The organism is Jeotgalibacillus sp. 10bf12, assembly GCF_055597105.1.
The window spans coordinates 169808-193603 of the sequence record NZ_CP200276.1; the positions used below are offsets into that span (position 1 = coordinate 169808).

Annotated in this window: 19 protein-coding genes and 1 pseudogene; 2 read left to right on the top strand and 18 right to left on the bottom strand. The window is 45.8% G+C overall.

What is annotated here, in order from left to right; genetic code table 11:
* Positions 1 to 302: 302 nt before the first annotated feature.
* From prmC to rho, 5 genes are all read right to left on the bottom strand, one after another.
* Positions 303 to 1175 (bottom strand): peptide chain release factor N(5)-glutamine methyltransferase, encoded by an 873-nt coding sequence (gene prmC, locus DH10bf12_RS00780; RefSeq protein WP_471736726.1) that lies wholly within the window; start codon positions 1173 to 1175, stop codon positions 303 to 305.
* Positions 1162 to 2241: a peptide chain release factor 1 gene (gene prfA, locus DH10bf12_RS00785; protein WP_471736727.1), complete on the bottom strand. Its 1080-nt coding sequence runs from the start codon at positions 2239 to 2241 to the stop codon at positions 1162 to 1164. The genes prmC and prfA overlap by 14 nt, the downstream gene beginning before the upstream one ends.
* Positions 2242 to 2452: 211 nt before the next feature.
* Entirely contained in the window at positions 2453 to 3055 is a 603-nt protein-coding gene (locus tag DH10bf12_RS00790; protein ID WP_471736728.1) for a thymidine kinase, read from the bottom strand.
* A gap of 496 nt (positions 3056 to 3551) precedes the next feature.
* A complete protein-coding gene (rpmE, locus tag DH10bf12_RS00795) occupies positions 3552 to 3752 on the bottom strand; it encodes a 50S ribosomal protein L31 (protein ID WP_471736729.1) in 201 nt (66 codons plus the stop codon).
* Positions 3753 to 4033: 281 nt separating this feature from the next.
* On the bottom strand, positions 4034 to 5308 hold the full coding sequence (gene rho, locus DH10bf12_RS00800) for a transcription termination factor Rho (RefSeq protein ID WP_471736730.1): 1275 nt from the start codon (positions 5306 to 5308) through the stop codon (positions 4034 to 4036).
* A 416-nt stretch (positions 5309 to 5724) separates the two neighbouring features.
* On the opposite strand from rho, the pseudogene DH10bf12_RS00805 reads away from it, so the two are divergent.
* Positions 5725 to 7295: pseudogene (locus tag DH10bf12_RS00805) on the top strand (IS3 family transposase).
* 70 nt (positions 7296 to 7365) lie between these two features.
* Here DH10bf12_RS00805 and glpX read toward each other — a convergent pair.
* From glpX to DH10bf12_RS00830, 5 genes are all read right to left on the bottom strand, one after another.
* Positions 7366 to 8328 (bottom strand): class II fructose-bisphosphatase, encoded by a 963-nt coding sequence (glpX, locus tag DH10bf12_RS00810; RefSeq protein ID WP_471736731.1) that lies wholly within the window; start codon positions 8326 to 8328, stop codon positions 7366 to 7368.
* 72 nt (positions 8329 to 8400) lie between these two features.
* A complete protein-coding gene (locus tag DH10bf12_RS00815; protein ID WP_471736732.1) occupies positions 8401 to 9687 on the bottom strand; it encodes a UDP-N-acetylglucosamine 1-carboxyvinyltransferase in 1287 nt (428 codons plus the stop codon).
* A gap of 88 nt (positions 9688 to 9775) precedes the next feature.
* On the bottom strand, positions 9776 to 10420 hold the full coding sequence (gene fsa / locus DH10bf12_RS00820; protein ID WP_471736733.1) for a fructose-6-phosphate aldolase: 645 nt from the start codon (positions 10418 to 10420) through the stop codon (positions 9776 to 9778).
* A 317-nt stretch (positions 10421 to 10737) separates the two neighbouring features.
* Complete coding sequence (locus DH10bf12_RS00825; RefSeq protein ID WP_471736734.1) at positions 10738 to 11595, bottom strand: class II fructose-bisphosphate aldolase; 858 nt, start codon at positions 11593 to 11595, stop codon at positions 10738 to 10740.
* 117 nt (positions 11596 to 11712) lie between these two features.
* Entirely contained in the window at positions 11713 to 12072 is a 360-nt protein-coding gene (locus DH10bf12_RS00830) for a response regulator (protein WP_471736735.1), read from the bottom strand.
* 386 nt (positions 12073 to 12458) lie between these two features.
* Here DH10bf12_RS00830 and DH10bf12_RS00835 point away from each other — a divergent pair, with 386 nt between their 5' ends.
* Entirely contained in the window at positions 12459 to 12980 is a 522-nt protein-coding gene (locus tag DH10bf12_RS00835; protein ID WP_471736736.1) for a DUF2529 domain-containing protein, read from the top strand.
* A 48-nt stretch (positions 12981 to 13028) separates the two neighbouring features.
* Here DH10bf12_RS00835 and DH10bf12_RS00840 read toward each other — a convergent pair whose 3' ends face one another.
* From DH10bf12_RS00840 to DH10bf12_RS00875, 8 genes are all read right to left on the bottom strand, one after another.
* Positions 13029 to 13562: a hypothetical protein gene (locus tag DH10bf12_RS00840; protein WP_471736737.1), complete on the bottom strand. Its 534-nt coding sequence runs from the start codon at positions 13560 to 13562 to the stop codon at positions 13029 to 13031.
* Between the two features lie 4 nt (positions 13563 to 13566).
* The gene (locus DH10bf12_RS00845) at positions 13567 to 13740 is read right to left on the bottom strand and encodes a hypothetical protein (RefSeq protein ID WP_471736738.1); all 174 of its coding nucleotides are present in this window, start codon (positions 13738 to 13740) and stop codon (positions 13567 to 13569) included.
* Between the two features lie 76 nt (positions 13741 to 13816).
* Positions 13817 to 15415: a CTP synthase gene (locus DH10bf12_RS00850; RefSeq protein WP_471736739.1), complete on the bottom strand. Its 1599-nt coding sequence runs from the start codon at positions 15413 to 15415 to the stop codon at positions 13817 to 13819.
* 423 nt (positions 15416 to 15838) lie between these two features.
* Positions 15839 to 16363, bottom strand: a complete 525-nt coding sequence (gene rpoE / locus DH10bf12_RS00855; RefSeq protein WP_471736740.1) for a DNA-directed RNA polymerase subunit delta — start codon at positions 16361 to 16363, stop codon at positions 15839 to 15841.
* A gap of 795 nt (positions 16364 to 17158) precedes the next feature.
* Complete coding sequence (gene icmF, locus DH10bf12_RS00860) at positions 17159 to 20419, bottom strand: fused isobutyryl-CoA mutase/GTPase IcmF (RefSeq protein ID WP_471736741.1); 3261 nt, start codon at positions 20417 to 20419, stop codon at positions 17159 to 17161.
* Between the two features lie 3 nt (positions 20420 to 20422).
* Positions 20423 to 21013, bottom strand: a complete 591-nt coding sequence (locus DH10bf12_RS00865) for a TetR/AcrR family transcriptional regulator (protein WP_471738273.1) — start codon at positions 21011 to 21013, stop codon at positions 20423 to 20425.
* Between the two features lie 479 nt (positions 21014 to 21492).
* The gene (locus DH10bf12_RS00870; RefSeq protein WP_404405419.1) at positions 21493 to 22632 is read right to left on the bottom strand and encodes an acyl-CoA dehydrogenase; all 1140 of its coding nucleotides are present in this window, start codon (positions 22630 to 22632) and stop codon (positions 21493 to 21495) included.
* Between the two features lie 13 nt (positions 22633 to 22645).
* Entirely contained in the window at positions 22646 to 23782 is a 1137-nt protein-coding gene (locus DH10bf12_RS00875) for an acyl-CoA dehydrogenase (protein ID WP_471736742.1), read from the bottom strand.
* Between the last annotated feature and the right edge of the window lie 14 nt (positions 23783 to 23796).

The following is a 23796-nucleotide window of genomic DNA, read 5'->3' on the forward strand; positions in this document are numbered from 1 at the left end:
GTTTGGCGTTTGATCTACGTTCCGGGCGGACGCTTTCCGGACGGTGGTTGCTAAGCCTCCTCGCCTTCGGCTGCGGGGTCTCAGCTTCCCACTAATCGTCCCGGAGTCGCCGCCCTCCACTCCGATCAACGCTGTGGATATTATTTCGTCATTACATTGAAAAGTTATTAATCATCCATTTTAAAACCTGCACAGCTGAAGATCCCTGCGGCAGGAAGGGACAGATGAGACCTGGCATGTCGAAGTCTGCTGGCTCACTGCCCGTACGTGAAGTCCGCCTGGAGCAGGAACTTTCAGCCTACTTATTCAATACCAGAATCAATTAACTCACAAAATACCATTCTATCTTTCCCATTAATGTCATAGATCACTTCAGTGTGATCCTCAGGAAAGGCTTTTCTTAGTAGGGCTGCGACGGTTTCTCCCTGGCCTGCGCCGACTTCGAAGCCGATGAGGCCTGGTCTATTCATGTGTTCAGGCAGTTGTTCGCTCATTTTTCTATAAAGAATTAAGCCTTCTTCATCTGCGAATAGTGCAGAATGCGGCTCATGTTCTGTGACGATTTCCGACATCTTACTGATATCACTATGTGGAATGTAAGGCGGGTTTGACAGGAACACATCAAACTTTTTCCCTTTAAGTGGCTGAAGGAGATCGCCTTCAGTGAATTCAATATCAGCTTCAAGTGACTTCGCGTTCTTTTTGGCAGTGGCAAGGGCTGCTGTGGATAAATCTGTCGCAGTGACCTGCCAGTCCGGACGTTCAAGCTTCATCGTAACGGCAATCGCGCCGCTTCCTGTACCCACATCAACGGCCAGAACCTTCTTCTTTTTTTTGAAAATACGATCTGCCCGGTCAAACATATAAAAAATTAACTCTTCCGTTTCCGGTCTTGGAATCAGCACGTCTCCATTTACGTGAAAACGTCTGCCGTAGAATTCCTCGTGACCGATAATATGCTGAACAGGTACACCCTGGACATGCTGATCAAGTGCGATGCCAAAGGCTTTCAGGTGTTCTTCTGACAGTTCTTCTCTTAATTCCATGAAAAAAGATGTCCGGTTAAGTCCGGTTATGTGTCTGAGTAATAGTTCGGCTGCAAAGGCTTCGCGATCGTGATCCTCTAAATAAGAAGAAGCCCAATTAAGGGCCTCGTACATTTTAAGCTTCTCCATTATTCATCGCTTCCATTTTAGCTGATTGCTCTTCTAAAATGAGCGCCTCAACAATTTCATCCATTTTACCCTGAAGGATCTGATCAAGCTTCTGGATCGTTAAGCCGATACGGTGATCCGTTACACGGTTTTGCGGGAAGTTGTACGTGCGGATACGCTCTGAGCGGTCACCGGTACCGACTGCAGATTTACGGACAGCATCGTATTCAGCACGCGCTTCCTGTTCAAACTTGTCATAAATACGGGCACGAAGAATCTTCATTGCTTTTTCTTTATTTTTAATCTGTGATTTCTCATCCTGCATTGATACGACAACACCCGTTGGAACGTGTGTCAGACGTACTGCTGACATTGTTGTATTAACAGACTGCCCACCAGGACCACTTGAAGCAAATGTATCGACACGGATATCTTTTTCGTGGATATCGATTTCAACATCTTCTACTTCAGGCAGACATGCAACAGTCGCAGTGGACGTATGAATACGGCCGCCTGATTCTGTTTCAGGAACACGCTGCACGCGGTGTGCACCATTTTCATATTTCATTTTAGAATAAGCGCCTGTGCCGTTAATCATGAATGTGATTTCCTTGTATCCGCCAACGCCTGTTGTGCTGGCATCCATCACTTCGATTTTCCAGCCTTGAGATTCAGCAAAGCGGCTGTACATACGGTAAAGGTCACCGGCAAATAAAGCAGCTTCATCTCCACCAGCTGCCCCGCGCACTTCCATAATTACGTTCTTATCATCATTTGGATCTTTTGGTAAAAGGAGTAAGTGCAGCTTTTCTTCAAGTACTTCAATTTCATCTGAAAGCTCACTGACTTCTTCTTTTACCATGTCACGCATATCAGCATCGAGCTTTTCATTCAGCATTTCTTTCGCATCTTTATGCTGCTCGAATACTTCTTTATAACGGCGGTATGTCTCAACGGTTTCAGACAGGTCTGATTGCTCTTTTGAGTATTCACGCAGTTTTTTTGTATCATTGACAATTTCAGGATCACTGAGTAGTTCATTTAGTTTATCATAGCGGTCTTCTACCGCTTGTAATCGATCAAACATGATATCTTCACCTCTTTAGTTAGTATAGCGGATGGCGGGTTGTCTCACAACTGAAATCAGCTGTTCTACACCCGGTTTGTGGCAGCTTCAGGCAGAAGGCTTCCGCGGCCGCAAACCTTGATTTCTCTTATAAGAACGTTTTTTTAAAAAAAGAACCACTCTCTTCAATAAGAATATGAAGAAAATGATTCTCTATCCAAAACGTTACGAATTAAACTTTTTCAGATGAGACGGTTACGCCTTTTGGTACTTCGTGGTGGTGGCGGCAGCGTGGTTCATAAGCTTCTGATGCTCCGACTAAAATAACCGGATCATCGTAGCCTGCCGGACGTCCTTCGATCAGACGCTGCGTGCGGCTTGCAGGTGATCCGCATACTGCGCATACGGCCTGAAGCTTTGTTACCTGTTCTGCAAGTGACATGAGGTGTGGAACCGGACCAAACGGCTCTCCCCGGAAATCCTGATCAAGACCTGCTGTGATGACTCTGAAGCCCTGGTCAGCAAGCTTTGTAATGACCTCCACGATTTCTTCATCAAAGAACTGAACTTCGTCAATTGCGATCAGATCAGCTTTTTCAGTTACCTGCTCAAGAATTTCTGAGGAATGCTCAACTGGTACAGCGATCACAGATGCTCCGTTATGAGAAACGATGGCTTCTTCACTGTAGCGATCGTCGAGTTTCGGTTTAAATACTAAAATATGCTGTCTGGCAAATTGTGCCCGTCTTACGCGTCTGATGAGTTCTTCTGATTTCCCGGAAAACATACTTCCGCAAATCACTTCCACCCAGCCCGTCTGTTTCATTACATACACGTTTCCTTCAGCTCCTTATGTCTGTGGTACCGCTGCTGATATATGTTACAGACGGACGCTTTCCGCAGGGTCGGCGTCTACCACTGTTATCGCAGCTAAATCTATCTTCAAGTCGAAAAGGTTAAAGTTTAAATACACAATTAATTATGTAAAAAGCGTATTTCGTACAACCTTATTAATAACTTAAGTCTATTGAAAAACACCTCTTTGTTCAAGAGGCGATTTGACTGAATCTGTTGTTTCATTCCCTGAATTGGCGAATTTAACCGTAAAAAAACAGGCAAGAATTTGATTCTCGCCTGTTTTGATTGTAAAGCTTAGCATACAGTCGGAACTTACATACGCTGTCCAGCTCCGACTCGCAGGGACTAGCAGAATTCCCGTCCACCCGTACGATAAATCATCATCGAATCGCTCCGCTCTTCGTGATTCATTTATCTCCGTCGTGACCGGTTCAATCTGTACGTCCCTAAACGTTTGCCTGCGCTTTTCTAATTTACTTAAGTCCGTATTTTTTGTTGAAGCGATCAACACGGCCGTCCGCTGCTGCGAACTTCTGACGTCCTGTGTAGAATGGATGGCATTCTGAGCATACCTCAATACGAATGTCTTCCTTAACAGAACCTGTTTCAAATTCATTACCGCAAGTACAAGTTACCTTTGCAGCTTTGTAATTTGGATGAATTTCAGTTTTCATCTCAGTCATCTCCTTCCGCCCTGAACCATCTGGAACAGAGTAAGTATCTTACATACTAGCACGGTGCCAGATATGTTTCAAGCACACTGCTTATATTATAGCAGGGTGAATGTTGTGTAGCAAGCTTGTTTTTTAAATATGATCTTAAAAACCGCTGTTGGTTTCCGTAGAGGGCTGCACTTTCCTGCCTCCGGGCGGGAGCCTAGGCCCTCAACTTCAACCAGCAGCTGAATCTATATAAATAATGAAAGTGAAACGGTCAAGGTGTTACTTACTCAAATTTAAGACTTACGCCCGCTCGTTTTCATTTCTTCTGTCAGGTTTTCAAAGAACTCCTGGTTGGTCTTTGTCTGACGAATTTTGCGTACGAGGCGCTCACCAAAGTCATGTGAATCGGACATTGCGCGGCGGATCGCCCATAGTTTATCAAGGTGATCTTTTGTCACAAGCAGTTCCTCTTTACGTGTCCCGCTGCGGCGAACGTCAATGGCCGGGAAGATGCGGCGTTCTGCCATGCTGCGATCTAGGTGGAGCTCCATGTTACCTGTTCCTTTGAACTCTTCATAGATGACTTCGTCCATACGTGAACCTGTATCAACTAGTGCTGTAGCAAGGATGGTTAAGCTACCGCCCTCTTCAATGTTTCTAGCTGCACCAAAGAAACGCTTTGGACGGTGAAACGCAGCAGGGTCAATACCGCCTGACAGCGTACGGCCGCTTGGCGGGATCACTAGGTTATAAGCACGTGCAAGACGTGTAATGCTGTCCATCAGAATGACAACGTCACGCTTATGCTCAACCAAACGCATCGCACGTTCAAGGACAAGCTCTGCCACTTTAATATGATTCTCCGGCACTTCATCAAATGTTGAACTTACAACGTCTGCATTAACAGAACGCTCGATATCTGTTACTTCCTCAGGACGCTCATCGATCAACAGGACAATCAGTTCCGCTTCAGGATGGTTTGTTGTGATTGAGTTAGCGATTTCTTTCATCAGCATCGTCTTACCTGCTTTTGGAGGGGCAACGATTAGTCCACGCTGACCAAAACCAACAGGTGACACAAGGTCCATAATGCGCGTTGAAAGCTGACGTGGCTGGTTTTCAAGCTTGATTTGGCGATCCGGATAAAGTGGGGTCAGTGCAGGGAAATGCACACGCTCTTTTGACGTTTCAGGATCGTCGCCATTGACTGCTTCTACATGGAGAAGTCCAAAGTAACGTTCGTTTTCTTTAGGGGGTCTTACTTTACCGGAAACCTTATCTCCATTTCTCAGATCAAAACGGCGGATCTGTGAAGCTGAAATATAAATATCCTCAGAGCTCGGTGAATAGTTGATTGGACGCAGGAAGCCGAAACCTTCTGACTGGATGACTTCAAGTACGCCTTCCATAAAGAAAAAGCCTTCCTGTTCAGCACGTGATTTCAGGATTGCAAAAATTAATTCTTTCTTTGTAAGCTTGCTGTAGTAAGAAACCCGGTATTCTTTTGCGAGTTCATACAATTCTTTTAATTTCATATTGTCGAGTGACGACATTTTTAATTCTTCCATAAAGGACACCACACTTCTTTTATTTTAATTGCCTCTTCAGCGAATCTATTGTGCTTGAAAAATGTTTGTGAGGATAACTGGTTGAAATAGAGGTTGTGTAGCTGAAGTCATTCATTATTCTACTCTTATTTATCAGCACAATCAACGGTGAAAATTGTCGCTTGTTGAGTACTTGTGTAAACGCTTTTGATTTCCGCTACAGGGGGACGCTTTCCGCGGCCGGGCGGTGACCCCGCAGAGCAGTGATTTTCTGCTTAGCCTGAGCGTTCGTCCGCGGAAAGCGAAGTACTGATCGGAGAGAAGTTGCGGTTACCACTATAATCAAACGAAAAAACTCCAGGTTTATCTGATATGCTCCCTTCGAAGTAGACAGAGAAATAATAAAAATTCTCTACTACTTTGAAGGGGGCATTTTTGTGTCTAAAAGGACGACTGGTCATACATTAGATGAAAAATTAAAAGCAGTGTTATCTATCTTAGAGGAGAAGAAGTCGGTGGGTGTGGTCTCAAGAGATTATCAGATCACTGAAAAGACCTTCAGAGATTGGATTCGTAAATATCAATCAGATGGCATCGACGGATTGAAGGAATCGAAGACCTGGAAAGCGTACTCCCAAGAATTGAAACGACAGGCAGTGGACTATTATCTGGCGGGTCAAGGGAGCCTCAGTGAGACCTGTGCTCGTTTCAACATCTCAACCTCCTCTGTCTTACGAAGGTGGATAAAGCGTTACACTAGTGGGAGAGACTTGAAATCCACTAGTGAGGGGAATAAAAAGATGAGTACAGGACGTAAGACAACACTACAGGAACGGATAGAGATCGTCCAATTCGCAATCGCCCACGACCTTGACTATCACAGGGCTGCAGAGAAATATCAGGTCTCGTATCAACAGGTCTATGGATGGGTACGGAAATATCAGGCTGACGGAGAGACGGCACTTCACGATCGCCGCGGGAAATCCCTGGAGTCTAAGCCGGACCTGACAGAAGTAGAGAAACTGAAGCTCCGCATCAAAGAACTGGACCATCGTAATCAATATCTTGAAACGGAAAACGGCCTCTTAAAAAAGCTGAAGGAGATCGAAAGGAGGGACAGAATGCGCGAATAGGCAGTCATCTACATCGGTTCCAGGCGATCCATGAGTACCATGAGGAAACGAAGGCGCCGATCCAACTACTCTGCCAACTGGTCGGTGTCTCGCGATCCGGTTACTACAAATGGCTGAACCATACGCCGACTGACCAAGAGGAAGAAAATGAATGGCTACTCGGAGAAATCAAAAAGATATTCAACAAGCATCAGGGGATTCTGGGCTACCGGCGGATCACAATGTTCATCAACCGCCAGTTCAAAAAGCAGTACAATCGCAAACGGATCCGTCGCCTGATGATCAAGCTCAGACTGAAGTCTTTCATTCGCCAGTCAAACGGCTACTGTACGAAGACCAGCTATGTCAATATCGAAGATAACATCTTGAATCGCGCGTTCACAGCGAGTCAGCCCAACCAGAAATGGGTGACGGACATCACGCACCTCCATTATGGTCTTGGGAATAAGGCTTATTTGAGTGTGATCAAGACCTGTACGACGGGTCCGTCGTAGCCTATCAGATCGGTCACTTCAACAACAACGCGCTTGGTAATGGACACCCTGAAGGCAGCCATCGAAGCGAACCCAGACGCGACTCCCCTACTCCATAGCGACCGTGGGTCACAGTATACCTCGAAGGAATACCGCTACATCACGACAGAAGCAGGGATCACGCGCAGTATGTCTCGCGTTGGGAAGTGCATCGACAACGCGCCGATAGAGAGCTTCTTCGGGCACTTCAAATGTGAAAGGTATGAATTGAAACAGTACAAGAGTTATGAAGAATTGGTCAACGACATTGATCAATATATGCGGTTTTACAACGAGGGACGTTATCAAGAGAAATTAAACAACCTGGCACCAATGGAGTATCGGTACCAGGCCGCAGCGTAGTGCTAACCTTTTTCTTTTTTACTGTCTACTTGACAGGGCGCAGTTCAATCATCCCGGAGCTTTTCGACAATTACTTCATGACAAGGTTCGGCTTTTTCTTCAGGCTGTGTGTGCCTTTGATAAAGCGGACTGTGCCGGATTTTGCACGCATAACGAGAGAATCGGTTTCTCCGTATGTAGCTTTGAACTGAACGCCTTTAAGGAGTTCCCCATCAGTTACACCAGTTGCTGCGAAAATAGCATCGTCTCCACGGACGAGGTCTTCCATACGCAGGACCTGGCTGACATCAATGTTCATCGCTTTACAGCGTGCTGCTTCTTCTTCATTTTGCGGCAGTAGTCGGCCCTGGATTTCTCCGCCAAGACATTTCAGTCCAACTGCAGCGATGACACCTTCTGGCGCGCCGCCGGATCCGAAAAGAATGTCTACACCTGTCGTATCAAAAGCTGTATTAATAGCGCCTGCAACGTCGCCATCACCAATCAGCTTGATGCGGGCACCTGCTGCACGCAGTTCTTCGATAATTTTCGCATGGCGGTCACGATTTAAAATCGTGGCTACGACATCTTCAATATCTTTATTTTTTGCTTTCGCTACTGCTCTCAGGTTATCAATGACCGGTGCGTTAATATCAATGCAGCCCACTGCTTCCGGTCCGACTGCGATTTTATCCATATACATGTCAGGTGCGTTCAGCAGGTTTCCATGATCCGCAACCGCCAGCACCGCAAGTGCATTCCAGCCGCCTGAAGCGACAATGTTCGTGCCTTCTAAAGGATCTACCGCTACATCAAGACGTGGACCGTAGCCTGTACCAAGTTTTTCTCCAATATAAAGCATTGGCGCTTCATCCATTTCACCTTCACCGATCACAACTGTACCTTTCATCGGGATTGTGTCGAATACGTCGCGCATTGCAGTCGTTGCTGCATCGTCTGCTTCATTTTTCAAACCGCGCCCCATCCATCTTGCTGATGATAATGCTGCTGCTTCTGTAACCCGTACAAGCTCCATTGATAAACTGCGTTCCATGTCATTCATCCCCTCGTGATTTGTCATGAACCAGTATAACACATTGTTTCTTATTATGACATACTATTTAAATTATGCGTTGTTTACCTGCTCGAGTTCTTCCATTGACATTTCCTCACGCCAGATCACTGCACCAAGGCCGGACAGCTTATCAATCAGGTCACTGTATCCGCGGTCAATGTGCTCAAGACCCGTTACTTCAGTGATCCCTTCAGCCATTAGTCCTGCAATGACAAGCGCCGCACCTGCACGCAGGTCTGATGCTTTCACGCGGGCACCCTGCAAAACAGATGGTCCGTAGACAATTGCTGCACGGCCTTCTGTTTTAATGTTCGCGTTCATCCGCTTTAATTCGTCAATATGCTTAAAGCGAGCTGAATAAATCGTGTCTGTTACCATTGCAGTTCCGTGAATTTTTGTCATCAGTGACGTCATCGGCTGCTGCAGATCAGTTGGGAATCCAGGATATACAAGGGTCTGAATATCAATAGATTTCAAGGTATCTGACTTCCCGATATAGATATCCTCATCACCAGTTTCAATAGGAACTCCCATTTCTCGCAGCTTCGCAATCAGTGATTCAACATGAAGCGGGATGACGTTATTAATCGTCACACCATCACCTGCTGCTGCCGCTAAAATCATGAAAGTACCTGCCTCAATCCGGTCAGGAATGATGGTGTGACGTGTGCCGTGAAGCTCATCCACCCCTTCAATTCTGATCACGTTTGTTCCTGCACCTTTGATTTTGGCACCCATATTACTTAAGAGCGTTGCAACATCAATAATCTCGGGCTCTTTCGCAGCATTTTCAATCACTGTCTGACCCTTGGCTTTGACAGCTGCAAGCATGATGTTGATTGTCGCACCTACGCTGACAACATCTAGATAGATTCGCGCACCCTTCAGCTCATCGGCACGCAGATACAGTGCACCCTGCTCATTCGTTACAGTGGCACCGAGCGCTTCAAATCCTTTTATGTGCTGATCAATCGGACGTGGTCCAAGATAACAGCCCCCCGGAAGACCGATTGCTGCTTTTTTAAATTTACCAAGCATTGCACCCATCAGATAATAAGAGGCACGCAGTTTTTTCACGCGTCCATTCGGTAACGGCATAGCAACCATTCCTTCAGGATTCACACGCATTTCACCATCTTCAAATTCAACGGTTCCGCCAATTTCCTCAAGCAGCGCCTTTAACGTATGAACATCAGATATATCAGGTAAACCTTCAATAGTCGTTGGTGTATCTGCAAGGATTGTTGCAGGGATTAGTGCTACTGCACTGTTTTTCGCACCGCTGACTTTGATGTTTCCTTTAAGGGGATTGCCCCCTTCAATTTTTAATTTTTCCATTGATTGAAGCTCCTTCCGAACCAGCTCTTTTATGTCTTTTTATCATGTGTATTTCCAGCTGAATCATGTGTGAAGGAAGCAGGATTTTTTACGCTTTGCGATTATTCCAGTCGTTAAGAAATGCTTCAATTCCCGCTTCCGTCAGTGGATGTTTAAATAGTTGGTGTAACACTTTTGATGGGCATGTTGAGATATGCGCACCATTCAGTGCAGCCTGTGTGACGTGCATCGGGTGACGGATTGATGCTGCAATAATTTCTGATTTAATATCGTGCATAATGAACATATCAGAAATCGTGCTGATCAGATCCATGCCGTCGTGACCAATGTCATCAAGGCGGCCAAGGAAAGGTGACACGTAAGATGCACCCGCACGCGCTGCCATCAGTGCCTGATTTGCACTGAAGATCAGCGTAACATTTGTCTTGATGCCTTCTTTTGCAAATGCCGCGGTTGCTTTCAGTCCATCAGGTGTCATGGGGACTTTAACGGTGATATTCGGTGCGATTGCAGCCAGTTCTTTCCCTTCTCTGATCATACCTTCTGCATCAAGAGAAATTACTTCTGCGCTGACTGAACCATCTACAAGTGAGGTGATTTCTTTCAGCCGGTCATGGAACGAAATGCCTTCTTTCGCTACAAGTGACGGATTTGTTGTAACACCGTCAATAATCCCCCAGCTGTGTGCTTCTTTGATCTCATCCATATTTGCAGTGTCAATGAAAAATTTCAATGTGATCCCATCCTTTGTTATGTATTTGATTGTAGCTGTTAATCTGCACGGCTGACATTCGCCTTCCGCTCAATTCAGTTTCATATGACCTTGGTAAATTTAATTACTAACTAATGTACCAATTTTCTCTTATTAAAAAAAGACAAATTTTCCAATGTGTAATAAGAAAATGACATTTACCAGAGCCATAAAACATTTAAAAAAGGCTGACTCAAAAAACGGTTGGGCCGCTTATTGTTGAATAAGCAGCCTGCCTGTTTGTGAGCCAGCCTCTTTTGATATGACTCAATTTCTACCCCATGAAACCGAGTGACGAGTTACGCCTTGCTTGATGAACCAAATTCACGCATTTTGCCGATTACTGTTTCTTTAATCACTTCACGCGCTGGTCCAAGATATTTACGTGGATCATATACTTCTGAGTCAGCAGCAAGTACTTCACGTACCTTCTTAGCTGATGCAAGTTGGTTTTCAGTGTTCACGTTGATTTTAGCTGTTCCGTAAGAAATCGCTTTTTGGATGTCTTTTGTCGGAATGCCAGTACCGCCGTGAAGGACGATTGGTACGCCTGCTTCTTTACCGATCAGTTCCATTTCAGTGAATCCAAGGTTTGGTTCACCTTTATAAGGACCGTGAACTGATCCAAGTGCCGGTGCAAGTGTATCGATACCTGTACGTTCTACAAGTTCTCTGCATTCTTTAGGATCTGCGTAGATCACACCATCAGCAACCACGTCATCTTCCTGGCCGCCTACAACGCCAAGCTCAGCTTCTACTGAAACTCCTTTAGCGTGTGCGTATTCAACAACTTTAGAAGTTACTTCCACGTTTTCTTCGAAAGGACCGTGAGAAGCATCAATCATTACAGAAGTGAAACCTGCATCGATTGCTTCTTTACACTTGTCAAAGCTTGATCCGTGGTCAAGGTGAATTGCTACTGGTACAGTAATGTTTAAGTCTTCAAGAAGACCTTCAACCATTTTCACCACAGTTGTAAATCCGCTCATGTAGCGGGCAGCACCTTCAGAAACACCAAGAATAACAGGTGATTTTTCTTCTTCAGCAGCCTGAAGAATCGCCTGTGTAAATTCAAGGTTATTCAGGTTGAACTGACCTACTGCATAGCCCCCATCCTTCGCTTTGTTCAGCATATCTGTCATTGATACTAATGGCATAATTAGTTCCTCCTTTAAATAAACGGCATAGCTTCTGCACAACCATTTTCTCTAGTATCATACCAAACGTTTTCGTATTTGACCATGCCAGCCACTCATCTTTTCAAATTAGACGTGCTAATTTGCCTTTATATGCTCTTTTACAAGGTTTCTGATATCCTGAATATCAAAAGGCTTGGCGATGTGTGTAAGCGCTCCCAGTGATTCCGCCTCCTGAATCATGCCAAGTTCACCGTAGGCTGTCATAATGATTACTTTTATTTCGATTTCCTCTTCTCTCATTCTCCGTAAAATTTCAATGCCATCCATGCCCGGAATTTTCATATCAAGCAATACTAAATCCGGCTCTTCTTTTAGAAGCGCCAGTGCTTCAAGTCCATTCGCTGCCTGAAATGTCTTGTACCCCTCTTTTTCAAGAATCTCATTCAGCAGAATTCGTATGCCAAATTGATCATCTACAATCAGTACTTTTTCCACGTTCTACACCTCTTTTTTGTGATACCCAACCCACCCAGGTTCGCTTTATATGTATACTTTTTAATCATAGAGCAATACGGTCTGTTTCTCAACAAGCCCTTATTATGGTACATTCAACAGAAACAGATGAGTTCCTTTATATTAATGAAGAAACCGTTTGCGCTTTTTCGACAATACCTTGTTAAAGTTGGCTGTTGATTTCCGCTTCAGGGGGACTTCACGGCCGGGCGGTGAGCCAGCAGGCTGCGCCATGCTCTGTCTCACCTGTCCCTTCCTGCCATAGGAGTCGCCCCCTTCCGCTTCAATAAACAGCTGTGCAAATACAAATATGGACTTTACAAAACCTTCGACAAAAAGTGCGCAACACTATTGAAAGGATGATTGTTATGCTTAAAATGTTTACAACGCAGCTGACCGGATTATTTGGCAGACTGCAGTCTAAAGAAGAGATGGAAATTGAAAATGCTGCCCGACTGTTAGCGCAGGCTAAGGTTGGAGATGGCTCGATTTATATAAAAGGATTTGGTGAAATGGCAGGGGTCGCTGCTGAAGCACTGCAGGGTGAAGAGCCGCTTGAGGGTGTGCGCGAACTCCAGGATGAAATAGCCGGATTAACAGTTGCTGACCGCGTATTACTCGTAACAAGAAGAACAACTGATCCGCAGGCGCTCAACTTTGCAGAAAAGCTGATTGAAGCGGAGATTCCTTTTGCAGTGATTGCAGGAAAAGTGAAAGATGCTGAAGGCGATCTTCAGGAAAAAGCGGATTCTTTTCTGAATACGCAGACCGTACGTGGCATGCTGCCTGGTGAAACCGGTGAACGGTTCGGCTTCCCTTCATTGATGGCTGCGCTTTATCTGTATCACGGCGTGAAGTTCGTGCTGGATGAGATTTTAGAGGATTATTAATGTGTAAAGTTCCTACTCGATTTCGGGTAGGAACTTTTTTGTCTCAAGTCATGCTTTTTTACGTTGGATGAAAAACACGATGATACCTATAGGAATGAGTGCGAAGCTTGCATAAATGCTGGTCCATTTGATCGCGGTAAAGACCGGCGCGATGGTTGCGAAAACATCCAGCTGATCAGGATAAAAGCTCATGACTAGTGAGGTGCTGAGGTTTTCAAGGTAATCAAAGATCAGACCAGCTAATGGCAGCAGAATGACTGTCCCCCATTTAGAGCGCCGGATTGGTCTAAAGAGTATACCGAGCGTGGTTGTCAGAAATAAAAAGTAAGCGACCGGCCACACTACATCAAACGTATACCGAGCCCGAACGTAATATGCCCGCCCTTCTTCACCGTATGTTTCTGCAATCGCGTAAAGCGTTTCAGGTGTATAAAAGAAGGAGCTGTCCGGCGAGTCAGATGTTCCTGTGACGCGTGAAGATTCAGCCGCTTCATCTGGTAGGACAAAGCCAAGAAATGCTGCAAAGATCAGTAAAGAAACGAGCCAGGTTTTCCAGTTTGACCATTGGTAGAGCTTTTTCATCTAATCACCTCTTTTTGTTTATTATAGCGGGATGGGGGTTGGATGAGCGAATTTCAACTGGGTATGCGGGGTGCAGCAGGCTGGTAATTGGTTCAGGGACTGTTGGACACTGCATAATTGATTCAGCGCCGTCATTAATTGATTCATAACGAAGAATTTTTGCATCATCATTCCCCATAATTGAACGCCTCCACGTTCACTGTTATGCCAAAAAAATCCCCCACCCAACCCCGGGCGGAGGATCCAGTCATTTATTACTTCTTCATTGATGCTTCAATAAAGTCTCTGAACAGTGGCTGCGGACGTGTTGGGCGTGATGTGAATTCCGGGTGGAATTGTGATGCCACGAACCATGGGTGGTCAGCAAGCTCAATGATTTCTACAAGACGGCCGTCAGGGCTTGTACCTGAGAATAAGAATCCTGCAGCTTCCATTTTGTCGCGGTACTGGTTATTGAACTCAAAGCGGTGACGGTGGCGCTCATATACGACTTCATTGTCATATGCTTCGAATGCTTTTGTACCTTCAGTCAGCTTACACGGATATAGACCAAGGCGCAGCGTTCCACCAAGGTCTTCGATATCTTTCTGCTCAGGCAGCAGGTCAATCACCGGGTATGGTGTTGTCGGGTTGATCTCAGCTGAGTGAGCCCCTTCCATACCAAGTACGTTCCGTGCAAATTCAACACTTGCAAGCTGCATACCAAGGCAGATACCAAGGAATGGTGTTTTTGTCTCACGGGCATAGCGGATCGCTTCGATTTTACCTTCGATTGCACGGTCACCAAATCCACCAGGGACAAGGATTCCGTCAACGTCTGCAAGCTCCTGCTCGACGTTTTCACGTGTCAGCAGTTCAGAATTCAGCCATTTCACTTCAACGTCAGCGTCAAAGCTGTAGCCTGCGTGACGCAGTGATTCTACAACTGAAATGTAAGCATCCTGCAGCTCAACGTATTTACCAACAAGGGCAATGGTTGTCTTTTCCTTCAGGTTACGTACACGGTCAACCAGTGCGTTCCACTCAGTCATTTCAGGCTGTGGTACATCTAATTTGAAGTGATCGCATACGATCTGGTCCATGTTTTGTGCCTGAAGTGCAAGCGGTACAGCGTAAAGCGTATCTGCATCTGTTGCTTCAATAACTGATTTCTCATCGATGTCACAGAATAATGCAATCTTATCTTTCATATCCTGAGAAATCGGGTTTTCAGTACGCAGGACAATGATATTCGGCTGGATACCAAGGCTGCGAAGCTCTTTTACACTGTGCTGTGTAGGTTTTGTTTTCATTTCACCGGCAGCTTTAATGTAAGGAACAAGCGTACAGTGAACGTACATCACGTTTTCACGGCCTACATCACTCTTGATCTGACGGATTGCTTCAAGGAATGGAAGAGATTCAATATCCCCAACTGTTCCGCCGATTTCAGTGATGACAACATCTGCGTTTGTTTCGCGGCCTGCACGGAAAACGCGCTCTTTCAATTCGTTTGTGATGTGCGGGATAACCTGTACCGTTCCGCCAAGGTAGTCACCCCGACGCTCTTTTTTCAGAACAGTTGAGTAGATCTTACCCGTTGTTACGTTGCTGTATTTGTTCAGGTTAATGTCGATGAAACGCTCGTAGTGACCAAGATCCAGGTCAGTCTCAGCGCCATCATCTGTTACAAAAACTTCACCGTGCTGGTATGGACTCATTGTTCCAGGGTCTACGTTAATGTACGGGTCGAACTTCTGGATTGTTACGTTCAGACCTCTGTTTTTTAAAAGACGTCCTAGTGATGCTGCTGTGATTCCTTTTCCAAGCGATGATACTACGCCGCCTGTGACGAAGATATATTTTGTTGACATGTGTGTTTCTCCTTTCGGGTTTACGGTGTTGTTAAAGGTAACCGTTGATCTGCGCTACAGGGGGACGCTTTCCGGACGGTGGTTGCTGAGCCTCCTCACCTTCGGCTGCGGGGTCTCAGCTTCCCACTAATCGTCCCGGAGTCGCCCCCTTCCGCTCCGATCAACTCTGTGCATAAGAATGAATCCTTATACCAAAGATCAATTACTTGTAATAAAAAGTAACTCTTTTCAAACAGCTATACTATTTTAATAGCATTTGAAAAAGAGTTCTATAAAAAATAAAAAGCGCCCCTCCTGCGTGTAAAACGCAAGGGAGCGCGGATATTTGCGATTGATCCCTTTAAAGGGAGCCCAAATAAAATACTACCATCAAATTTTAAAAAATCAAGAAAGAATTAAATGGCGGAAAAGACTGACGATTTATTACTTGTCCTCATCTTCGTCTTCTTCATCCTCATCATCATCGTCATCGTCAAGGTCGTCAAAATCAACGTCGTCTTCGAATTCTTCATCGTCGAGATCCTCAACATCTTCAACTTCATCATCGATCTCGTCATAGACTAGGTCGTCTTCTTCGTCATCAAGATTGTCAAAGTTCAGATCTTCTTCTGCTTTTTTCTTTTTCTTTGATTTGGTTTTCTTTTTCTTCGTCGTCTGGATTTCGCTTGTGATCTGCTCATCTTCTACCTGATCAAGCGGATACCATGAACGAAGGCCCCAGCCTTTGTCTGAGTCAAGATAGATAAAGCGGCCGTCCATGTTAAGGTCTGTGTAGAACTGAACGATTCTATTACGGGCTTCTTTATCTGTCACACCTAGCAGGCGACTCCATTCTTTGACCATATCGTTGAATGTCATTGAGTTATGCTTATCAACGAGTAATTGGTGTGAGATTTCTATAAATGAATATTCACGCAGGTCTTCTACTGAGCGATTTTTAAGTTCCATGGTTTGCACTCCTTTGATTTAGGTGATGTTGCTTTTAGAAGTTAGTCTTCCACACCACTGTCCCTTTCCGTGGGGGACTTCGCTTTCCTGCCCCCGGGCGGTGAGCCCCTACATGCTCCGCATGAATGGTCTCACCTGTCCCTTTTCTGGGGCGGGAGTCTCCGTCCCCCACTACAAGGGACAGCTGAGATAGCTTACAATAAGCAGAAGCTTTTATTAAAAGAAATCAACTTTAGCAACTTTGTATAGAATTTCATTACATACATTGCTTTAAGCATTGTAAAAGTCCATTTTCATATCTGCACAGCTGATAGTTGAAGCGTAAGGGCACGACTCCTGTGACAGGAAGGGACAGGTGAGACAGAGCATGGCAAAGCCTGCGGGCTCACCGCCCGGTCGCGGAAAGCGTCCCCAAGAAGCGGAAATCATCAGCCTGACTTCATAAAGCAAGCAATTATATATAAATGAATTTAGCTCAAGGCATATGTTCCATTATAACCAAAGTTTTAATCAGAATGCCATAGTTACCATTGTTTTTTAGGAATTCTTTATTCGGCTCTTTTTCGTTTCGCGCCATGCGAGCCAGTAGAATATGGCTGACAGCAGAAGAAATGGGACTGCTCCAACCATCCGGCTGTAAAGGTAGAGGGTCAGCCCGGCGATCATTAATATAGAGGCGCTGAGGATAAGCAGTTTTTTCACTAAATCACGTCCCAATCAGAATGATTAGTTTAATTATAGTACATAAAGAAAACTGCCGGGTAATAATCCGGCAGTTTTAACGGTAATTTAATACTACATATTACGACGGTACTGTCCGCCTACTTCATATAAAGCATGTGTGATTTGACCGAGTGATGCCACTTTGACTGTTTCCATCAGTTCAGCAAAGAGGTTGCCGCCTGATACTGCTGTTTCTTTCAGCCTGTTCAGTGCTTCTTCAGTCTTGTCAGCGTGTGACTGCTGGAAGTTCTGAAGGTTGGTGATTTGCGTTTCCTTCTCATCTTTTGTCGCACGTGCAAGTTCCATGCTGTCCATCTGTTCTTCTGATGGTGGATTTGGATTCAGGTAAGTGTTGACCCCGATGATCGGAAGCTCACCTGTATGCTTCTTCATTTCGTAGTGCATGGATTCTTCCTGAATCTTGCCGCGCTGATACTGCGTTTCCATCGCGCCAAGCACGCCGCCGCGGTCATTGATGCGTTCGAATTCCTGCAGGACCATTTCTTCCACAAGGTCAGTCAGTTCTTCGACGATAAATGCACCCTGGAGCGGATTTTCATTTTTACTTAAGCCGTGCTCTTTTGTGATGATCATCTGGATCGCCATTGCGCGGCGGACAGATTCTTCAGTTGGCGTCGTGATCGCTTCATCATACGCGTTTGTGTGAAGCGAGTTACAGTTGTCCTGAAGTGCCATCAATGCCTGCAGCGTTGTCCGGATATCGTTAAAGTCGATTTCCTGTGCGTGCAGAGAGCGGCCTGATGTCTGAATATGATATTTCAGTTTCTGGCTTCGTTCATTGGCACCGTATTTATCTCTCATAACAGTTGCCCATATTCTTCTTGCTACACGGCCGATCACTGTGTATTCAGGATCGAGTCCATTTGAGAAAAAGAACGACAGGTTTGGTGCAAAGTCGTTAATATTCATCCCGCGGCTCAGGTAGTACTCCACGTACGTAAAACCGTTTGCGAGTGTAAATGCAAGCTGTGAAATCGGGTTCGCACCCGCTTCAGCGATATGGTAGCCGGAAATCGAAACTGAGTAATAGTTGCGCACTTTTTGATCAATGAAATACTGCTGGATATCACCCATCATACGGAGCGCGAATTCTGTTGAGAAGATACATGTGTTTTGTCCCTGATCCTCTTTAAGAATATCAGCCTGTACGGTTCCTCGAACGACCTGTAATGTCTGTTCGCGAACTTCTGTGAACTCTTCCATAGAAAGCGTGCGGCCAAGCTCTTCCTCACGCGCTTTTACCTGCTGATCCACTGCTGTATTCATAAACATGGCAAGTATGATCGGTGCAGGGCCGTTGATGGTCATGGATACTGACGTTGACGGAGCACACAGGTCAAATCCTGCGTACAGCTTTTTCATATCCTCAAGCGTACAAATACTCACGCCACTCTCCCCGACTTTTCCGTATATGTCCGGTCGGTGATCAGGATCTTCACCATAAAGCGTCACTGAGTCAAATGCAGTACTCAGGCGCTTTGCATCATCATCTTTTGAAAGGTAGTGGAAGCGGCGGTTCGTCCGTTCAGGCGTCCCCTCACCGGCGAACTGGCGCTTTGGATCTTCACCTTTACGTTTAAACGGAAACACCCCTGCAGTATAAGGGAATGATCCAGGTACATTTTCTTTATAGACCCACTTTAAAATTTCACCGTAGTCTTCAAATTTCGGCAGTGCCACTTTTGGAATCGACAGGCCTGATAGACTGGTTGTCTTCAGCTCTGTGACGATTTCCTTATCGCGGATTTTCGTTGTGAATTGATCCTGCGCATACAGTTCTTTCAGCTGAGGCCAGTTTTCAAGAATCTTTTTAGATTCGGCTGACAGCTGCTCCCATGCTGTTTCTTTCATTCTGACCAGCACTTCAACCGTCTCTTCTTCACCAGCTTCTTTAGCTGCTTCAATACTGCCTTCAAGCTGGAAGAATCGGCGTGCAAGTTTCACCTGCTCCTCAGCACCCTTATGATAGCGGCGGACCGTTTCTGAAATCTCGCGCAGATAGTAACGGCGGTCGTTTGGAATAATGACGTTCTGCTTTTCAACTTCAGCTTTTTTAGAAAAGGCCGTTGACCAGTCAGTCTGTACTTTGTCATTTACTTTTTCAACGAGCGCTGCAAATAGTGCATTCGTTCCCGCATCGTTAAATTGGGATGCGATTGTACCGAATACAGGCATATCATCAAGGTCCTGATCAAACAGCATACGGCTTCGCTGATACTGCTTCTGCACCTGACGCTTCGCATCCTCAGAGCCTTTACGCTCATATTTATTAATGACAATCAGATCTGCATAGTCGATCATATCAATTTTCTCAAGCTGTGAAGGTGCACCGAATTCACTTGTCATCACATACATGGAGATATCCGAGATCTCAGCGATTTCAGCATCCCCCTGCCCAATTCCGCTCGTCTCAACAATGACCATGTCATAGCCTGCAGCTTTGACAACGGAAATCGCATCACGGATTGCAAGTGACAGCTCACTTTTAGAACCACGGGTTGCAAGACTTCTCATAAATACGCGGTCAGAGAAAATCGCATTCATACGGATTCTGTCGCCTAAAAGCGCACCACCCGTTTTCTGCTTCGTCGGGTCAATCGAGAGAATCGCTACTTTTTTATCCGGAATTTCATTGATAAAACGGCGGATCAGCTCATCTGTCAGCGAGCTTTTCCCTGCTCCCCCTGTCCCTGTGATCCCGATAACCGGCGCATGCTTTTCTTCCGCTTTCACCTGGTCCATAATGTTCTGCCAGACGTCGCTGTCATCCTTCATGCGGTACTCGGCAAGTGAGATAAACTTTGATACGACCGGAATCTGACCTGACGTCAGTTCGCTGATTTCATGCTTCATTTCTTTTTCAACGGTTGCGTAATCACACTCTTCAAGCATGCGGTTGATCATGCCCTGAAGCCCGTTTGTACGCCCGTCTTCAGGTGAAAAGATGCGTGCGATTCCGTATGCGTGAAGCTCTTTAATCTCACGCGGAATGATCACACCGCCACCGCCGCCATAAATGTTAATATGCGGAGCACCGCGCTCATTTAGCAGGTCGTACATATATTTAAAATACTCAACGTGCCCGCCCTGGTAGGATGAAATCGCAATGCCCTGCACGTCTTCCTGAATTGCAGCGTTCACGACTTCTTCAACTGAGCGGTTATGACCTAAATGAATGACCTCTGCACCGCTTGATTGCAGGATTCTTCTCATAATATTGATTGATGCATCATGCCCGTCAAACAGGCTGGATGCTGTTACAAAACGAACCGGATGTTTCGGCTTATAAATTACAGGTTCATTAACTGCCATTATTTATTCCCCCTTGTTCACCGCTGCCTGATATCCCCTTACACCTTTTAGCAGCAGCTCGGTCTGTCTGTCCGTATACTGATCGATATTGTATTCACGCAACGCCCATCTTCTGAACGCCCACATCTGACCCTGTACGAAAATGTTCTGTGCCAGCAGATGAATTTCATCCTGCTCCATCACAAGTTCACCTTCATCCACACATTTCTGAATCAGCGTTTCAAACATTCTGGTCATTTCAAGCTCTTTTTTCAACACGTAGGGCAGTGCATCTTTTGAAAGTGACTTGGCTTCCTGATACATGACAAGCACTTCATCCTGCATACTGTCGACTACTTTAAAATAGTGTGCGATCCCTCTTGATAAAGACTGCAGCGTGCCGCCATCAAGCTCCATGTCGTGCAGGCGGACGCGGACTTCGTCATAGATTCTGTCACAGACGAGGTAGAGCACGTCTTCTTTTGTGCGTATATATTCGTAAAGTGTGCCGATACTGAACCCTGAAGCTTTTGCGATTTCACGTGTTGTGGTGCGGTGAAATCCTTTTTGCTTAAAAAGGGATACGGCTCCTTTGATCATCTGGTCACGGCGCATTTCAATGAGCCGCTCGTCTTTTACTGAGGATTGTACTTCCCGTTTATTATCCAATCGCATCCGCCACCTTTCACATTGTTGATGGGCCGTTGGCTGAAGGGACGTTTGTCTATTACAACCGCTTATGATTTCCGCTTCAGGCGGACGCTTTCCGTGGCCGGGCGGTGAGCCCGCAGGCTTCGCCATGCCTGGTCTCACACATCCCTTCCTGCCACAGGAGTCACCGCCTTACGCTTCAATCAACGCTTTGTAAGTAAACATACTTGTTAAAAGTAAATTGAAATTAAGTAATCTTCGTAACTTTGTTTCCTAAGTCATATAAAGCGTTGATTGTAGCGGGAGGGCGAGACTCCTGCGGAAAAACGATCGTGAGAGACCCCGGAAGGCAGTGGTTTTCTGCCTGAGGAGGCTCGAGCGTTCGTCCGCGGAAAGCGAAGCCCTCCTGCGGAAATCAAAAGCGATTATCTGCACCATTAAATTTACTTCGTCACCATACGGCCGATTACGAGGCGCTGGATTTCCTGGGTGCCTTCGTAGATCTGGGTGATTTTTGCGTCGCGCATGTAGCGTTCAACAGGATAGTCTTTTGTATAGCCGTAGCCGCCAAATACCTGTACAGCTTCTACTGTTACCTTCATTGCTGTATCCCCTGCCATCAGCTTAGACATTGCTGATTCTTTTCCGTATGGCAGACCTTCTGATTCAAGCCATGCAGCCTGGTAAGTGAGCAGGCGTGATGCTTCGATGCTTGTTGCCATGTCTGCGATTTTGAAAGATACGCCCTGGTTTGCAAGGATTGATTTTCCGAACTGCTCGCGTCCTTTTGCATATTCTACAGATGCATCAAGTGCACCCTGTGCGATACCGACTGCCTGTGCTGCGATTCCGTTACGGCCGCCGTCAAGTGTCATCATCGCGATTTTAAAGCCTTCTCCTTCTTTACCCAGAAGGTTTTCAGCCGGTACTTTCACATTGTCAAAAATCAGTTCAGTTGTAGGTGATGAACGAATGCCAAGCTTCTTCTCTTTTTTACCGATCGAGAAGCCTTCCCATCCTTTTTCAACGATAAATGCGCTCATGCCGCGTGTGCCGGCTTCTGCATCTGTTACAGCGAAAATGATGTACAGTTCTGCTGCGCCACCGTTTGTGATCCAGACTTTTGAACCGTTCAGTACGTAGTGATCACCGTTTTTCACAGCTTTTGTTTTCATTGAGGAAACGTCAGATCCGGCACCAGGCTCAGAAAGTCCATAAGCCCCAAGCATTTCACCCTGTGCAAGCTTTGTCAGGTAGTGCTTTTTCTGCTCTTCTGTACCGAACTTAAAGATCGGCCAGCTCGCCAGTGAAAGGTGAGCTGATAATGTTACGCCTGTTGATGCACAGACGCGTGACAGCTCTTCAACTGCGATGACGTATGCAAGGTAGTCACTGCCGATTCCGCCGTATTCTTCAGGCCATGGAATCCCTGTCAGGCCAAGCTCAGCCATTTTATCGAAAATCTCACGGTCAAAGCGCTCTTCTTCATCACGCTCAGCAGCTGTTGGTGCAACATCCTTCTCTGCAAAGTCGCGTACCATTTTACGAATCATTTCATGTTCTTCAGTCAACTTAAAATTCATGTTGGATTTCCCCCTATTTGGTCACGTGCTTACTGATCACGATTCTCTGGATTTCACTTGTACCTTCGTAAATTTCACTAATCTTCGCATCACGGAATAGGCGCTCTGCCGGATAATCTTCTGTATAACCATTTCCGCCAAATACCTGGACGCATTCGATTGCGTTCGTCATTGCAGTTGATGAAGCAAACAGCTTTGCCATTGACGCTTCTTTTCCGCACGGCTTGCCTTCCTGACGAAGGAACGCTGCCTGATAGACTAATAGTTTTGAAGCTTCAGCGGCTGTTGCCATATCTGCAAGCTTGAATCCGATTCCCTGCTGTTGTGCGATCGGCTTACCGAACTGCTCACGTTCTTTTGCGTAAGCGACTGCATGTTCAACCGCCGCCTCAGCAATTCCAAGTGATTTTGCTGCGATGCCGATTCTGCCGACATCAAGATTCCCAAGGGCGATCTTAAAGCCTTCCCCTTCTTCACCTAAAAGGTTTTCAAGCGGCACTTTCATATCTTCAAAGGTCAGCTGAACTGTGCGTGAACCGTGAAGCCCCATTTTCTCTTCATCTTTACCAACCACGAATCCAGGGAAATTCTTCTCTACGATGAATGCGCTGATCCCCCGTGTCCCTTTTTCAGGATCTGTTACGGCAAATACGATATATGTGTCTGCTTCCCCGCCGTTTGTGATGAAAATTTTAGAACCATTTATAACGTAGTGATCATCTTTTTTCACAGCACGTGTTTTCAGGCTCGCAGCATCCGACCCTGCACTTGGCTCTGTCAGACAGAAGGCACCCAGATGTTCTCCTGTTGCAAGCTTCGTGACGTACTTCTGCTTCTGTTCTTCATTGCCGTAATATAAAATCGGGTTCGTTCCGACTGACGTATGAACTGACAGAATCACGCTGACAACCGGACTGACTTTCGCAAGCTCATTGATTGCGATAATGTACGATGTGAAGTCCATTCCTGCACCGCCGTATTCTTCAGGCACTGTAATGCCCATCAGACCCAGCTCAGACATTTTATTTAAAATGTCACGCGGAAATTCTCCTGCTTCCATTCTTTCGATAAATGGTTCGATTTCTTCGCGTGCAAAATCTCTCACCATTTTTTGCATCATGATTTGTTCTTCTGTAAATCGCAGATCCATCCTTCTGATCCTCC

What these genes read in the sequence shown, in the direction of transcription:
- prmC (WP_471736726.1), bottom strand. Translation starts at nt 1,175, where the DNA reads ATGGAGAAGCTTAAAATGTACGAGGCCCTTAATTGGGCTTCTTCTTAT.
- prfA (WP_471736727.1), bottom strand. Translation starts at nt 2,241, where the DNA reads ATGTTTGATCGATTACAAGCGGTAGAAGACCGCTATGATAAACTAAAT.
- rpmE (WP_471736729.1), bottom strand. Translation starts at nt 3,752, where the DNA reads ATGAAAACTGAAATTCATCCAAATTACAAAGCTGCAAAGGTAACTTGT.
- rho (WP_471736730.1), bottom strand. Translation starts at nt 5,308, where the DNA reads ATGGAAGAATTAAAAATGTCGTCACTCGACAATATGAAATTAAAAGAA.
- glpX (WP_471736731.1), bottom strand. Translation starts at nt 8,328, where the DNA reads ATGGAACGCAGTTTATCAATGGAGCTTGTACGGGTTACAGAAGCAGCA.
- DH10bf12_RS00815 (WP_471736732.1), bottom strand. Translation starts at nt 9,687, where the DNA reads ATGGAAAAATTAAAAATTGAAGGGGGCAATCCCCTTAAAGGAAACATC.
- DH10bf12_RS00825 (WP_471736734.1), bottom strand. Translation starts at nt 11,595, where the DNA reads ATGCCATTAGTATCAATGACAGATATGCTGAACAAAGCGAAGGATGGG.
- DH10bf12_RS00835 (WP_471736736.1), top strand. Translation starts at nt 12,459, where the DNA reads ATGCTTAAAATGTTTACAACGCAGCTGACCGGATTATTTGGCAGACTG.
- DH10bf12_RS00840 (WP_471736737.1), bottom strand. Translation starts at nt 13,562, where the DNA reads ATGAAAAAGCTCTACCAATGGTCAAACTGGAAAACCTGGCTCGTTTCT.
- DH10bf12_RS00845 (WP_471736738.1), bottom strand. Translation starts at nt 13,740, where the DNA reads ATGGGGAATGATGATGCAAAAATTCTTCGTTATGAATCAATTAATGAC.
- DH10bf12_RS00850 (WP_471736739.1), bottom strand. Translation starts at nt 15,415, where the DNA reads ATGTCAACAAAATATATCTTCGTCACAGGCGGCGTAGTATCATCGCTT.
- rpoE (WP_471736740.1), bottom strand. Translation starts at nt 16,363, where the DNA reads ATGGAACTTAAAAATCGCTCAGTAGAAGACCTGCGTGAATATTCATTT.
- icmF (WP_471736741.1), bottom strand. Translation starts at nt 20,419, where the DNA reads ATGGCAGTTAATGAACCTGTAATTTATAAGCCGAAACATCCGGTTCGT.
- DH10bf12_RS00865 (WP_471738273.1), bottom strand. Translation starts at nt 21,013, where the DNA reads ATGCGCCGTGACCAGATGATCAAAGGAGCCGTATCCCTTTTTAAGCAA.
- DH10bf12_RS00870 (WP_404405419.1), bottom strand. Translation starts at nt 22,632, where the DNA reads ATGAATTTTAAGTTGACTGAAGAACATGAAATGATTCGTAAAATGGTA.
- DH10bf12_RS00875 (WP_471736742.1), bottom strand. Translation starts at nt 23,782, where the DNA reads ATGGATCTGCGATTTACAGAAGAACAAATCATGATGCAAAAAATGGTG.